The organism is Bacillus sp. LQ01 (assembly GCF_057624735.1).
The window spans coordinates 1,217,841-1,231,336 of sequence record NZ_JBYEZL010000002.1; the positions used below are offsets into that span (position 1 = coordinate 1,217,841).

The 13,496-nt window shown below is 34.5% G+C and carries 12 protein-coding genes; 10 read left to right on the top strand and 2 right to left on the bottom strand.

All coding sequences use genetic code 11. The features are described from left to right. From AC22L0_RS18780 to AC22L0_RS18805, 6 genes are all read left to right on the top strand, one after another. On the top strand, positions 1-678 hold the full coding sequence (locus AC22L0_RS18780) for a response regulator transcription factor (protein WP_001044679.1): 678 nt from the start codon (positions 1-3) through the stop codon (positions 676-678). A 203-nt stretch (positions 679-881) separates the two neighbouring features. Then, positions 882-2,123: a S1C family serine protease gene (locus tag AC22L0_RS18785; RefSeq protein WP_000542641.1), complete on the top strand. Its 1,242-nt coding sequence runs from the start codon at positions 882-884 to the stop codon at positions 2,121-2,123. Positions 2,124-2,202: 79 nt separating this feature from the next. After that, positions 2,203-2,616 carry a CoA-binding protein gene (locus AC22L0_RS18790; RefSeq protein WP_000151387.1) on the top strand — a complete coding sequence of 138 codons (414 nt, stop codon included), beginning with the start codon at positions 2,203-2,205 and terminating at the stop codon, positions 2,614-2,616. Between the two features lie 375 nt (positions 2,617-2,991). Next, entirely contained in the window at positions 2,992-4,956 is a 1,965-nt protein-coding gene (gene parE / locus AC22L0_RS18795) for a DNA topoisomerase IV subunit B (RefSeq protein WP_001062202.1), read from the top strand. 1 nt (position 4,957) lies between these two features. Further along, positions 4,958-7,381: a DNA topoisomerase IV subunit A gene (gene parC / locus AC22L0_RS18800; protein WP_001147463.1), complete on the top strand. Its 2,424-nt coding sequence runs from the start codon at positions 4,958-4,960 to the stop codon at positions 7,379-7,381. 270 nt (positions 7,382-7,651) lie between these two features. Then, complete coding sequence (locus AC22L0_RS18805) at positions 7,652-8,683, top strand: oxidoreductase (protein WP_000719771.1); 1,032 nt, start codon at positions 7,652-7,654, stop codon at positions 8,681-8,683. 54 nt (positions 8,684-8,737) lie between these two features. On the opposite strand, the gene AC22L0_RS18810 is transcribed toward AC22L0_RS18805, so the two are convergent. Beyond that, positions 8,738-9,181 carry a VOC family protein gene (locus tag AC22L0_RS18810; RefSeq protein ID WP_069605211.1) on the bottom strand — a complete coding sequence of 148 codons (444 nt, stop codon included), beginning with the start codon at positions 9,179-9,181 and terminating at the stop codon, positions 8,738-8,740. Between the two features lie 59 nt (positions 9,182-9,240). Here AC22L0_RS18810 and AC22L0_RS18815 point away from each other — a divergent pair, with 59 nt between their 5' ends. Beyond that, positions 9,241-10,209, top strand: a complete 969-nt coding sequence (locus AC22L0_RS18815; RefSeq protein WP_069605212.1) for a helix-turn-helix transcriptional regulator — start codon at positions 9,241-9,243, stop codon at positions 10,207-10,209. 92 nt (positions 10,210-10,301) lie between these two features. Here the strand turns inward: AC22L0_RS18815 and AC22L0_RS18820 are convergent, their stop codons facing one another. Beyond that, the gene (locus AC22L0_RS18820) at positions 10,302-10,904 is read right to left on the bottom strand and encodes a TetR/AcrR family transcriptional regulator (protein ID WP_002005560.1); all 603 of its coding nucleotides are present in this window, start codon (positions 10,902-10,904) and stop codon (positions 10,302-10,304) included. 155 nt (positions 10,905-11,059) lie between these two features. On the opposite strand from AC22L0_RS18820, the gene AC22L0_RS18825 reads away from it, so the two are divergent. From AC22L0_RS18825 to AC22L0_RS18835, 3 genes are all read left to right on the top strand, one after another. Beyond that, positions 11,060-11,953 carry an ABC transporter ATP-binding protein gene (locus AC22L0_RS18825; RefSeq protein WP_016111144.1) on the top strand — a complete coding sequence of 298 codons (894 nt, stop codon included), beginning with the start codon at positions 11,060-11,062 and terminating at the stop codon, positions 11,951-11,953. After that, the gene (locus AC22L0_RS18830; protein WP_087967720.1) at positions 11,946-12,752 is read left to right on the top strand and encodes a DUF2705 family protein; all 807 of its coding nucleotides are present in this window, start codon (positions 11,946-11,948) and stop codon (positions 12,750-12,752) included. The genes AC22L0_RS18825 and AC22L0_RS18830 overlap by 8 nt, the downstream gene beginning before the upstream one ends. A gap of 200 nt (positions 12,753-12,952) precedes the next feature. Beyond that, the gene (locus AC22L0_RS18835; RefSeq protein WP_000864723.1) at positions 12,953-13,486 is read left to right on the top strand and encodes an RNA polymerase sigma factor; all 534 of its coding nucleotides are present in this window, start codon (positions 12,953-12,955) and stop codon (positions 13,484-13,486) included. Positions 13,487-13,496: the final 10 nt, after the last annotated feature.

A 13,496-nucleotide genomic window follows, 5' to 3' on the forward strand; every position in this document is an offset into this window, starting at 1 on the left:
ATGAATAAAACAGTATTGCTTGTTGAAGATGAAAGAAGATTACGTGAAATTGTTAGTGATTATTTTCGTAATGAAGGCTTTGAAGTAATCGAAGCAGAAGATGGAAAAAAAGCGTTAGAGTTATTTGCAGAGCATGAAATTGATTTAATTATGTTAGATATTATGTTACCGGAAATAGATGGATGGTCTGTTTGTAGAAGAATTAGAAAAGAATCAGCAGTACCAATTATTATGTTGACAGCACGTTCGGATGAGGATGATACATTGCTAGGTTTCGAATTAGGTGCAGACGAGTATGTAACGAAACCATTTAGCCCGAAAGTATTAGTAGCTCGCGCAAAGACGTTATTGAAACGTGCGGATGGTGCGGTAGGAGTAGCGGAAGAAAATGCTATGTCTTTAGCTGGAATAGAAGTAAATCGTCTATCTAGAACTGTTTTAGTAGATGGAGAAGAAATTATATTGACACATAAAGAATTTGAACTTCTTGTGTATTTAATGGAGAACAAAGGAATCGTGTTATCACGTCAACATTTATTAGATCAGTTATGGGGATATGACTATTACGGTGATGACAGAACGGTTGATACCCATATTAAAAAACTTCGAAATAAGCTAGGAGATAAAGCGAAGCATATCGGTACTGTTATTCGAGTTGGTTATAAATTTGAAGAATAATCTAGAACGATTTGTGTAATTTAGCCTAGGGAAATGGCGATTTTATACTCTCTTTTGAAGGTAGAATGTACAAAAAATACTTTTTTTGTCTACAATGTTAGATAGGAGTATTTTTTTAATTAGATTTCACGATGAGTTCACAAGAAGGACACAAAACGTGACTATACTGAAAATACGAATTCACCAGAGAGGGGAAATAAAACATGGGATATTACGACGGACCAAATTTAAATGAAGAGCATAGTGAAACGAGAGAAGTGAGAAAATCAGGTAGTAAAAAAGGCTATTTCTTCACAGGTTTAGTGGGGGCTGTAGTCGGAGCGGTTTCGATTAGTTTTGCAGCACCATATATGCCATGGGCTCAAAATAATGGAGCGCCAGTATCATCATTTAGTTCGGATTCAAAAGTAGAAGGTACTGTAGTTCCTGTTGTAAATAAAGCGAAAAATGAAACTGATTTACCTGGTATGATTGAAGGGGCGAAAGATGTTGTTGTAGGTGTTATTAATATGCAACAAAGTGTTGATCCATTTGCAATGCAACCGACAGGTCAAGAACAACAAGCTGGTTCAGGATCAGGTGTTATTTATAAAAAAGCAGGGAATAAAGCATATATCGTAACAAACAACCACGTAGTAGATGGTGCAAATAAACTTGCTGTAAAACTAAGTGATGGTAAAAAGGTAGATGCAAAGTTAGTAGGGAAAGATCCTTGGTTAGACTTAGCTGTTGTTGAAATTGACGGGGCTAATGTGAATAAAGTTGCAACTTTAGGTGACTCAAGTAAAATCCGCGCGGGTGAAAAAGCAATTGCAATCGGTAACCCACTAGGTTTTGATGGAAGTGTAACGGAAGGTATAATCAGTAGTAAAGAACGTGAAATTCCAGTTGATATTGATGGCGATAAACGACCAGATTGGCAAGCACAAGTTATTCAAACAGATGCAGCGATTAACCCTGGTAACAGTGGTGGTGCATTATTTAACCAAAATGGTGAAATAATTGGGATTAACTCAAGTAAAATTGCACAACAAGAAGTTGAAGGAATTGGATTTGCTATTCCAATTAATATCGCAAAGCCAGTTATTGAATCACTTGAAAAAGACGGAGTAGTGAAACGTCCAGCGCTTGGAGTAGGTGTCGTTTCATTAGAAGATGTGCAAGCTTATGCAGTCAATCAATTGAAAGTACCGAAAGAAGTAACGAATGGTGTTGTATTAGGTAAAATTTACCCAATATCACCGGCTGAAAAAGCTGGTTTAGAGCAATATGATATTGTAGTAGCATTAGATAATCAAAAAGTAGAGAATGCGCTTCAATTCCGTAAATATTTATATGAAAAGAAAAAAGTAGGCGAGAAAGTAGAAGTTACATTCTACCGTAACGGTCAAAAAATGACGAAATCGGCTACTTTAGCAGATAATTCAGCTACAAAGAATCAATAATCGAAATAAAAGAAAGTCTCTTTCATATTGAAAGAGACTTTCTTTATCGGCTATACTAAAGGAATAGGAGGGATTAATTATGACAATTGAAAACCCAACTCGTACGGAAATTGGTGAAGTGTTAAAGAAAAGCAAAACAATTGCGGTTGTTGGATTATCAGATAAGCCAGAACGTACATCGTATATGGTTTCAAAAGCAATGCAAGATGCTGGATACCGCATTATTCCAGTTAATCCAACAGTAGATGAGGTGCTTGGAGAAAAGGCAGTTTCTTCACTAAAGGATATTAAGGAACACGTTGACATAGTAAATGTATTTCGTCGCTCAGAGTTTTTAATGGATGTTGCAAAAGAATTTGTAGAGATTGATGCAGATGTTTTTTGGGCACAATTAGGAGTACAAGATGAGGATACATACAAATTTTTAAAAGAAAAAGACTATACTGTAATAATGGATCGTTGTATTAAAGTAGAACATGCGATGACAAAATAGTATAGATTTAAAGGTAGAAAGATTGATTCAGCCCTCATTATAGATAAGTAGGGCCGATGAACGAGGTGTTCATCATGAGATTTTTTAAAGGCTGTTTTTGGGGGTTGTTATTTGTAATCCCATTTTGGATCTTGATCATTTGGATCATAATAAAGGTTTGGAATGTGTAATCTTGGAATACATATCCATTTCTCGTTGACAAACGATTATTTTTCTGAAATAGTAGCCTAGAGGAATCCTTGTGAGAAAACAAGGATTTTTCTATTGAAAATGGTATATAAAAGAGATAAGATAACTTGCCAAAACTATAGTCGAGGCGTTATTCTATAATAGAAACATATGTTCTGATTTTGGATTAGGAAAGGGGCAAGGAGTTTGGCGAAGCATCAGTTCCAATATAATGAAGATGCGATTCAAGTGTTAGAAGGACTTGAAGCCGTTCGAAAACGCCCGGGTATGTATATCGGGAGCACGGACAGCCGTGGATTGCATCATTTAGTATATGAAATAGTAGATAACTCCGTTGACGAAGCGTTAGCGGGATTTGGCGACGAAATTTCAGTCGTAATACATAAAGATAATAGTATTAGCGTTATAGATAAAGGGCGAGGAATGCCTACGGGAATGCATAAACTTGGGAAACCTACACCTGAAGTTATTTTAACTGTACTTCATGCCGGTGGTAAGTTTGGTCAAGGTGGTTACAAAACGAGTGGTGGTTTGCACGGTGTTGGGGCATCGGTTGTAAATGCCTTATCAGAATGGTTAGTCGTAACGATTAAGCGTGACGGAAATATTTACGAACAACGCTTTGAAAATGGCGGTGTTCCTGTAACGACGCTTGAGAAAATCGGGAAGACGAAAGAGTCTGGTACTACGATGCATTTCAAACCAGATACAACGATTTTCAGCACAACAAATTATAATTATGAAACATTATGTGAGAGATTACGTGAATCTGCATTCTTATTAAAAGGAATGAAAATCTCAATAAAAGATGAACGAAATGATTTAGAGGATGTATTTCATTATGAAACGGGAATTGAAGCTTTCGTTTCATATTTAAACGAAGAAAAAGATTCCATTCATCCAGTTGTATATTTCACTGGTGAACAAAATGGAATTGAAGCAGAACTAGCATTTCAATTTAACGATGGCTACTCAGAAAACATTTTATCGTTTGTAAATAACGTACGTACAAAAGATGGTGGAACACACGAAGCTGGATTTAAAACAGCGATGACGCGTGTGTTTAACGAGTATGCTCGTAAAGTAGCACTATTAAAAGAAAAAGATAAAAACTTAGAAGGCACAGATATTCGTGAAGGTGTAGCGGCTATCGTTTCGGTACGTGTACCAGAAGAAGTGCTTCAGTTTGAAGGGCAAACGAAAGGGAAACTAGGTACAAGTGAAGCGCGTTCTTCAATTGATGCCATTGTATCTGAGCATTTAGCATACTTTTTAGAAGAAAATCCTGATGTAGCTACACTTCTTGTGAGAAAAGCAATTAAAGCAGCACAAGCCCGTGAAGCAGCCCGTAAAGCAAGAGAAGAAGCGCGTAGTGGTAAGAAAAAGAAAAAATCAGAAGGTACGTTAAGCGGGAAATTAACACCTGCACAATCACGTAACCCGCAAAAAAATGAACTGTACCTAGTAGAGGGTGACTCTGCCGGTGGTTCTGCGAAACAAGGACGAGACCGACGTTTCCAGGCCGTATTACCGTTACGTGGTAAAGTAATTAATACAGAAAAAGCAAAGCTTGCTGATATCTTTAAAAATGAAGAGATTAATACAATCATTTATGCGATTGGCGGCGGTGTAGGAAATGAATTTGATGTTGAAGATATTAACTACGATAAAGTTGTAATTATGACCGATGCCGATACGGATGGGGCTCATATTCAAGTATTGTTATTAACGTTCTTCTACAGATATATGAAGCCACTTATCGAAGCTGGTAAAGTGTTTATCGCACTTCCTCCTTTATACAAAGTAAGTAAAGGAAAAGGTAAGAGTGAGGTAATTGAATACGCTTGGTCAGACGAGGAATTAGACGGTGTAACGAAAAAAGTTGGAAAAGGCTATATGTTACAACGTTATAAAGGACTTGGTGAAATGAATGCGGATCAATTATGGGAAACAACAATGAATCCTGAAACGCGTACATTAATTCGCGTGAAAATTGATGATGCAGCAAGAGCAGAGCGTCGCGTTACAACATTAATGGGCGATAAAGTAGAACCGCGCCGTAAATGGATTGAACGTAATGTACAGTTTGGTATGCAAGAAGAAGGAAATATTTTAGAAAATGAAATGATTATGGAGACGGAGGTGGAATAACATGCAAGCAGAGAAGTTTCATGACCTCCCGCTTGAAGACGTGTTAGGTGATCGTTTTGCACGTTATAGTAAATATATTATTCAAGATCGTGCACTTCCAGATGCACGTGATGGCTTAAAGCCAGTACAAAGACGTATTTTATATTCTATGTATGTAGAAGGTAATGTACATGATAAAGCGTTTCGTAAATCAGCTAAAACAGTAGGTAATGTTATCGGTAATTATCATCCACATGGAGATTCCTCTGTATATGAAGCAATGGTACGCTTAAGCCAAACTTGGAAAGTACGTAATGTTTTAGTTGAAATGCATGGTAATAACGGTAGTGTTGATGGGGACCCAGCGGCAGCGATGCGTTATACGGAAGCTCGTTTATCACCAATCGCATCTGAATTATTACGTGATCTTGATAAAGAAACAGTTGAATTCGTGTCAAACTTTGATGATACGAGTGAAGAACCGGTTGTATTACCAGCAGCGTTCCCGAATTTATTAGTGAACGGATCTACAGGGATTTCCGCTGGTTATGCAACAGAAATTCCTCCGCATCATCTTGGAGAAGTTATTGATGCTACAATGATGCGTATTGATAAGCCAAATAGTACTGTTGATGATTTATTAACAGTTATGAAAGGACCAGATTTCCCAACAGGCGGTATTATTCAGGGGATTGATGGTATTAAAAAGGCGTATGAAACAGGTAAAGGTAAAATTATTATTCGCGGAAAAGCAGAAGTTGAAACAGTGCGCGGTGGGAAACAACAAATTGTAATCACTGAAATTCCTTACGAAGTGAATAAGGCAAATCTTGTAAAGAAAATGGATGAATTACGTCTAGATAAAAAGTTAGATGGTATTGCTGAAGTGCGTGATGAGACAGATCGTACTGGTTTACGAATTGTTGTTGAATTAAAGAAAGAAGCAAACGCCGAAGGTATTTTAAATTATTTATATAAAAATACAGATTTGCAAATTCCATATAACTTTAATATGGTAGCGATCAATAATCGTCGTCCAACACTTATGACATTACCGAAAATTTTAGATGCTTATATTGGACATCAAAAAGAGGTTATTACGAGACGTTCGCAATATGAATTAAGAAAAGCAGAAAATCGTCAACATATTGTAGAAGGTTTAAAGAAAGCATTATCGATTTTAGACCAAGTAATTGAAACAATTCGAGCTTCAAAAGATAAACGTAACGCGAAAGATAATTTAAGTGCAAAATTTGGCTTTACAGAAGCACAGGCAGAAGCAATTGTTTCCTTGCAATTATATCGCTTAACGAATACAGACATTACGGCGTTACAAGAAGAAGCAGATGAGCTTAATAAGAAAATTATTGAGCTACAGGCAATTTTACAAAGTGAAAAAAGATTACTTCAAGTAATTAAAACAGATTTAAAGAGAGTTAAGAAAACATATAGTGATGATCGACGCGCAATTATTGAAGATCAAATCGAGGAAATTAAAATCGATGTAGAAGTGATGATCCCACAAGAAGATGTCATCGTTACTGTAACGAAAGAAGGATATGTGAAACGTACTGGATGGCGCTCACATAATGCCTCAAATGGCAAAGACTTCGGTATGAAAGAGGGTGACATCTTACTTGAACGATTCGATACGAATACGACAGAGACAGTCCTCTTATTTACGAATAAAGGCAACTATATATATCTGCCAGTATACGAAATGCCAGATATTCGTTGGAAAGATTTAGGTCAGCACGTTGCTAATATCGTTTCACTCGACCGGGATGAAACAATCATTTGGGCAACGGTTGTACCGAACTTTGAGGAAGAAAAACGATTTATCGTATTTGTAACAAGAAATGGTATGATAAAGAAAACAGAATTAAATCAATATAAAGTTCAGCGTTATTCAAGGGCATTCGTTGCTGTAAACTTGAAAAAAGATGATGAAGTTGTCGATATATTTGCGACAGATGGAACGAGTGATATCGTTCTTGCTACACACGGTGCATATGCACTTATTTTCCATGAAGATGAAGTAAGTCCAGTCGGTGTAAGAGCTGCTGGCGTGAAAGCAATTAATTTAAAAGAAGATGACTATGTCGCTTCTGGTAAACCGTTAAATGGTGACAAAGATCAACTTATTCTCGTAACACAGCGCGGTGCTGTAAAACGTCTAAAAGCATCAGAAATTGAAAAATCAACGAGGGCGAAACGAGGTCTTGTTATTTTCAAAGAATTAAAACGTAATCCGTACCGCATTGTCGGTATTGAAATTGTTCGGGACGATGAATTAGTTTACATGAAGACAGAGAAAAACATTGTAGAAGAGATTGATCCGAAAGCGTATCGAAATAAAGACCGGTATAGTAATGGTAGCCTAGTGCTAGATGTTAATGATACTGGTGAAGTAGTAGAAACGTGGACGAAGAAAAGACCAGAATAAAGAGGGCATCTTGCTATGAATAATAGCAAGATGCTTTTTTCTAGGCAATTTATTATGTAAATAATAATAATCTTGTTATAATAACTGAATGAAATCGTTCTCATAAAGTGAAACTTTAATCAATGGGGATTTTCTTTATCCACACTGATTATTAGTTGAACCAATCGGGCTTTAACAAGCAGTTGATTTCTCACCTAATTCCTTAGCTTTCGCTGAATTTTTGGTTAGGAATCTTACTGCCTGTTAAAGCGGGACAAATGGAGGGGCAACATGAAAAAAATAGGTGTAGGGATTGTAGGATTTGGTTTTTCTAGTACGACATTTCATATCCCACTATTACAAACGATAGAAGAATATGATATTCGTGCTGTATTATCCTCAAAAGAAGAGGTAGTAAAAGAAACATTACCAAATGCTAATGTTGTTAGTACAATTGATGAATTGGTGAAGCGAGCTGATGTTGACTTAGTTGTTATTACATCACCTAATACAACTCATTTTCCATATGTAAAAGAAGCAATTTTAAACGGTAAGCATGTTGTTGTAGAAAAACCATTTGTTGTCTCAATTGAAGAAGGGGAAAAGCTTATTTCATTAGCAGAGCAGCATAATATAATGTTAAGCGTATATCATAATCGTCGTTTTGATAATGATTTCTTAACAATTAAGAAATTGTTAGGAGAAAACAGAGTAGGGAATGTATACGCATATGAATCGAATTTTGATCGTTTCCGTCCACATGTACGTGATCGATGGAGAGAAAAAAATCTACCAGGCTCCGGTATATTATACGATTTAGGATCGCATTTAATTGACCAAGCGTTATCAATATTCGGGAAACCCGATGCGATAAGTGCAGATGTAATAAAACAAAGACCAGGTGCAGAGGTGGATGATTATTTCCACATAGTACTTCATTACGGAGTTAAACGTGTCATTTTACGTAGTAGCAGTTATGTGAAAAAAGCTGGACCGCATTTTATAGTGCATGGAGAGAAAGGTTCTATCGTGAAGTACGGTATGGATTCGCAGGAAGAGCAATTAAAAAATGGAATGAAGCCAGGTGATAACGGTTATGGAGTAGACGATGAAGAGAATTTTGCTACTTTAGAAACAGAAGAAAGCTTAGAGCGTATTCCAACAGAAGTCGGTTGTTATGACAATTATTATAAAGGTGTACGAGATAGTATATTAAATGGTGAGAAACTACCTGTAACAGCAAAAGAAGGTTTAGATGTTATTAAACTGATTCAATTAGCGATTGAAAGCAGTGAAAAAGGTAGAGTCATTTCTATAAAATAAAAAGACACGAAATTCGTGTCTTTTTATTAGGAATATGTGAATATGATTAATTATTTAGTTTAGTCGTTTATCATACATTAATTGGATATGTATGCCATAAGGATCTTCAATAATACCATATGCTTCACTAAATATATTTTTTTCTAGCGGAGAGATTATTTTCACATGCTTATCGGAAATTAAATTATTATAAAACCTTTGTATTTCTTCTAAATTAGCACTTTGAATGCAAAGTGACATGTTATTTCCAACGTTATAACGTTCATTAGTATTCATTGTATCTTCTGCTATCATTAGCTTTGTATTCCCAATTTGTAAAACAGAGTGAGCAATATGATCTTTATTTTCACTTGTAATTTTAAAAGAACTATCTCTTTTCGCCAGTTCTTCATACGTAACAATCATTAATTTTTTGGCTTCTAAATTACGTGTATAAAAGTTAATCGCCTCCTTTGCTTGCCCGTTCATTGAGAGAAAAATAGCTATTTCTAATGTCATAAATTCACAACTCCTTTATTAGTTAATAATTATAATATAGACTAAAAAGGTTTCAATACATGATACCTTTTTGGGAGGGAAATATGAAAAAAACGGAACGAATAAATGACATGCTTATTTTCTTAAATAATAAAAGATATTTTAATTTAAAAGATTTAATGGTTAGATATGATATTTCTAAAAGTACAGCTTTACGAGATATTCAATCATTGGAAGAAATAGGTGTACCCATATATTCTGAACTAGGTAGAAATGGAAGTTATAAAATTATAGAAAATAGTGTGTTATCGCCAATTTATTTTAGTGTGGATGAAATGTATGCGTTATACTTTTCGATTCTTACACTAAATGGATACAAGACAAAACCATTTAATATAGAAAGTATTGCGCTTGAAAATAAATTTAAACATGTACTACCTGATAATGTGAGTAAAAATATTTCGATTATGGAACGAACGCTTTCCTTTGAAGTAACAAATCATAGTAATTTTAGTCCGTTCTTAAAAGAAATTTTACAGGGGATTTTTGCTGAGCGAGTTTATTATTTAACATATTTAAAAAAAGATGAGGAGAAAGTATTGGTCGCCCAATTTATTCGAATCGAATCTAAATTTGGCCAGTGGTATGCTAAAATCTTTAATTTTGAGACAAATGGTGTTCAAATAATTAGATGTGATAAAATTCTTTCTATTGAGGAAACAAGCAACACGAATTCAAAAAATCTTGAAGAACTATTAAGTTATCTTACAAACTTTCACAGAAAACCTGATGCAATTGATTTTAGCGTCATTGTTAATCAAAAAGGAAAGGACATTTTTGATAAAGAGAATTATCCTTCCATGAGGATACAAAAAGAAAATGAAAATTATAGTATAACAGGCTATTTTAACAAGCAAGAAGTTGAGTTTATTTCAAGTTATTTTCTAAATTTTGGTGAAACGATTATTTCAATTCAGCCTGTCATGCTAAAAGAGTTAATCTATAATAAGGTGTTATCTATAAAGCAGCATTTAACTTCTTTAAGATAAAGTTAGTTTTAGTCATTTTTTGATATGAAAAAGCCCTTGCGATTTAAATATCCAAAGGGCTTTTTGGTGATTTTATTTGTTCTTTAGAAAAATTACTTTTGTGGAACAGAAAGACCATAGAAGAACATCGTAACGATATCTTTTATATGTTTTTCCCGATCTCCTTCAAGAAGTTGTGCTCCAAATTCATCACCTAATTTTGTAAACATTTGAATGTAAAGTAACATCATTTCTTTAGTAAGGTGTGGATTAATTTCGTTTTTGCGCTGAGCTCGTTCTAATATTTCTAAATACCAGGGTAGGATTTTTTCATTTTGATAACTATAAATAAACTTACGGAGTTCTTCGTCCCTTTGCATCATTTGTAGTAACATATCAGGTTGAAATAATCCGCCAGTATTCATTTTTCTTACAATCATTTTTTGCATCATATCATGAAAAGGTAATTTTTCTTCTGCAAGCTCTTTATAATATTGAAATTCAGATATGATAAATTCTTGTATAAGCTCCCTAAATAACGCATCTTTACTTCCGAAATGATTATAAATTGTAACTTGAGAAACGTTTGCTTCTTTTGCGATATGTTCTATTTTCACTTCATTAAATCCACGTTCTGAAAATAATAAGAATGCTGCTTCTTTAATGGCACGCTTTTTCTTTTCTTTTACTCTTTCAAAGCCGTTCAATGCAATCACCTCACTTAAAATATACAAGAAAAAATAATGGAAAACAATAATTTTGAAATATGGACTGATAAATATTTCAAAAAGTTGTTGCGAATATGAAAGATGAGGAGTACAATAATTTTGAAATATCACATATTAAATATTTCAAAAAATGAGGTGGAATTATGATTTCAGTTCAAGATGTCACAAAACAGTTTTCGAATGGAAAAGGTTTGTTTCATATTACATTTGATGTAAAAGAGGGAGAAGTATTTGGTTATTTAGGACCGAATGGTGCCGGAAAATCAACGACGATTCGTAATTTAATGGGATTTATAAAACCGACAGCTGGTAAAGCGACAATTTTTGGATTAAATTGTTGGAATGAAGCAGCGAAAATTCAAAGGGAAGTTGGTTATCTACCGGGTGAAATTTCTTTTATTGAAGGAATGAACGGATTAGAGTTTTTAAAATTAATGCAAGGAATGCGTGGATTAAAGGATACGAAAAGACGAGATGAACTGATAGAACGTCTGCAATTTGATGTGAAAACACCGATTCGCAAAATGTCTAAAGGAATGAAGCAAAAAGTAGGGATAGTCGCTGCATTTATGCACGATCCAGAGGTGTTAATTTTAGATGAACCAACATCTGGACTTGATCCACTTATGCAGCAAGTGTTTATAGATTTAATATTAGAGGAAAAGCAAAGAGGAAAAACAATTCTTATGTCTTCGCATATTTTCACTGAAATTGAGAGAACTTGTGACAGAGTAGCTATTATTAAAGATGGTCGACTCGTAACGGTTGAAAATATTCACGATTTACAAAGTATGAGAAGACAGGTGATAGATGTAACAGTATCATCACAAGAAGAGATTGAGTCTCTTACAAAGTGTAATTTGCAATTTGAAGCGGTAAAAGGCAGAGAGGCATCTATCATTGTACAAGGAAACTATCAAACTGTTTTACAAACACTTTCAAACTACAATGTAACGGCACTTCAAACGAGAGCGATGGATTTAGAACATTTATTTATGCATTATTACGATAAGAAAGAAGGGATAACGCATGAATAAGCAATTATTTTTAGCTAGTTTGAAAGAAACACAAAAAAGTATTTTGAGTTATGCGTCTGGTGCAGCTTTATATCTGTGGTTATTAATTTGGATATTCCCGTCAATGGTATCAGCGAAAGGGCTAAATGAATTAATAGGTGCCATGCCTGATAGTGTGAAAAAAATCGTTGGTATGGAAAGTCCGATTCAAAACGTAATGGATTTTCTAGCGGGCGAATACTATAGTCTATTATTTATTATCATTTTAACAATTTTTTGCGTAACAGTTGCGACACATTTAATTGCTCGTCATGTAGATAAAGGAGCAATGGCATACTTGCTAGCAACGCCTGTATCTAGAGTACAAATCGCAATTACGCAAGCGGCTATTCTTATATTAGGACTACTGATTATTGTAGCGGTTACGTATGTAGCGGGTATAGTAGGTGCTGAATGGTTTTTAGAGGATAATAACTTAAATAAAGAATTATTTTTGAAGATAAATGTAGTCGGAGGGCTCATATTTTTAGTCGTTAGTGCCTATTCATTTTTCTTTTCTTGTATATGTAATGACGAAAGAAAAGCACTAAGTTATTCAGCGAGTTTAACTATCTTATTTTTCGTATTGGATATGGTAGGGAAGTTAAGTGATAAGTTAGAATGGATGAAAAACCTATCATTATTCACGCTGTTTCGTCCGAAAGAAATTGCTGAAGGATCATATAATATATGGCCGGTAAGTATAAGTTTAACTGCTGTAGCGCTTTGTATTTTTATCGTAGCGATTGTAGTATTTAGGAAGAGGGATTTACCGTTATAGAGTAGAAAGTCCACTGAGAAAGTGGGCTTTTTTTATTTGTAAATTTAAACTAGTATGTTTATTGCATCCTTATAAAGGATATTTATCTTTTTAATTAAAAAAATATTCAAAAAAGTGAACCTTTTTCTAGGTTCATACGTCTAATATATGTAAAGTTAAATTGGAAGTGATGAAGTGAGGATGAAACAGGAGGAGCGATTGTGAAAGTAATCCCTTTATATAAAATGATTATAAAAGAAGAAACGGATGTTTCTTTAGCGAAAAAAGGTGATCATGAAGCCTTTATAGCGCTTATACATACAGAAAAAGTGAAGATGTATCGAATAGCAAAGGCGATGTTACGTGATGAGACAAATATAGAGGATGCGATACAGACAACAATTTTAAAAGCCTATGAAAATATAAAAAAATTAAAAAAAGAAGAATTTTTTCAAACTTGGTTAATTCGAATACTAATAAATGAGTGTAACAATATTATTAGAGCGTATAAAAATGTAATTGTGACAGAGGAGAATGATTACAATATGAGTGCGTGTGATCAGTATGAAGATATAGATTTGTGTAATGCGATTCAATCGTTACATGAAGAATTAAGAGCTGTTACGGTGCTTTATTACTATGAAGACATGAATCAAGAGAGTATAGCAAAGCTGTTAGAAATACCGAAAGGAACAGTGAAATCAAGATTGTCACGCGCGAGGGAACAACTACAAAAACGATTAAAGATGGAATAGGGGGTGTAAA

What these genes read in the sequence shown, in the direction of transcription:
- parC (WP_001147463.1), top strand. Translation starts at nt 4,958, where the DNA reads ATGCAAGCAGAGAAGTTTCATGACCTCCCGCTTGAAGACGTGTTAGGT.
- AC22L0_RS18785 (WP_000542641.1), top strand. Translation starts at nt 882, where the DNA reads ATGGGATATTACGACGGACCAAATTTAAATGAAGAGCATAGTGAAACG.
- AC22L0_RS18830 (WP_087967720.1), top strand. Translation starts at nt 11,946, where the DNA reads ATGAATAAGCAATTATTTTTAGCTAGTTTGAAAGAAACACAAAAAAGT.
- AC22L0_RS18815 (WP_069605212.1), top strand. Translation starts at nt 9,241, where the DNA reads ATGATACCTTTTTGGGAGGGAAATATGAAAAAAACGGAACGAATAAAT.
- AC22L0_RS18805 (WP_000719771.1), top strand. Translation starts at nt 7,652, where the DNA reads ATGAAAAAAATAGGTGTAGGGATTGTAGGATTTGGTTTTTCTAGTACG.
- AC22L0_RS18810 (WP_069605211.1), bottom strand. Translation starts at nt 9,181, where the DNA reads ATGACATTAGAAATAGCTATTTTTCTCTCAATGAACGGGCAAGCAAAG.
- AC22L0_RS18825 (WP_016111144.1), top strand. Translation starts at nt 11,060, where the DNA reads ATGATTTCAGTTCAAGATGTCACAAAACAGTTTTCGAATGGAAAAGGT.
- AC22L0_RS18790 (WP_000151387.1), top strand. Translation starts at nt 2,203, where the DNA reads ATGACAATTGAAAACCCAACTCGTACGGAAATTGGTGAAGTGTTAAAG.
- AC22L0_RS18780 (WP_001044679.1), top strand. Translation starts at nt 1, where the DNA reads ATGAATAAAACAGTATTGCTTGTTGAAGATGAAAGAAGATTACGTGAA.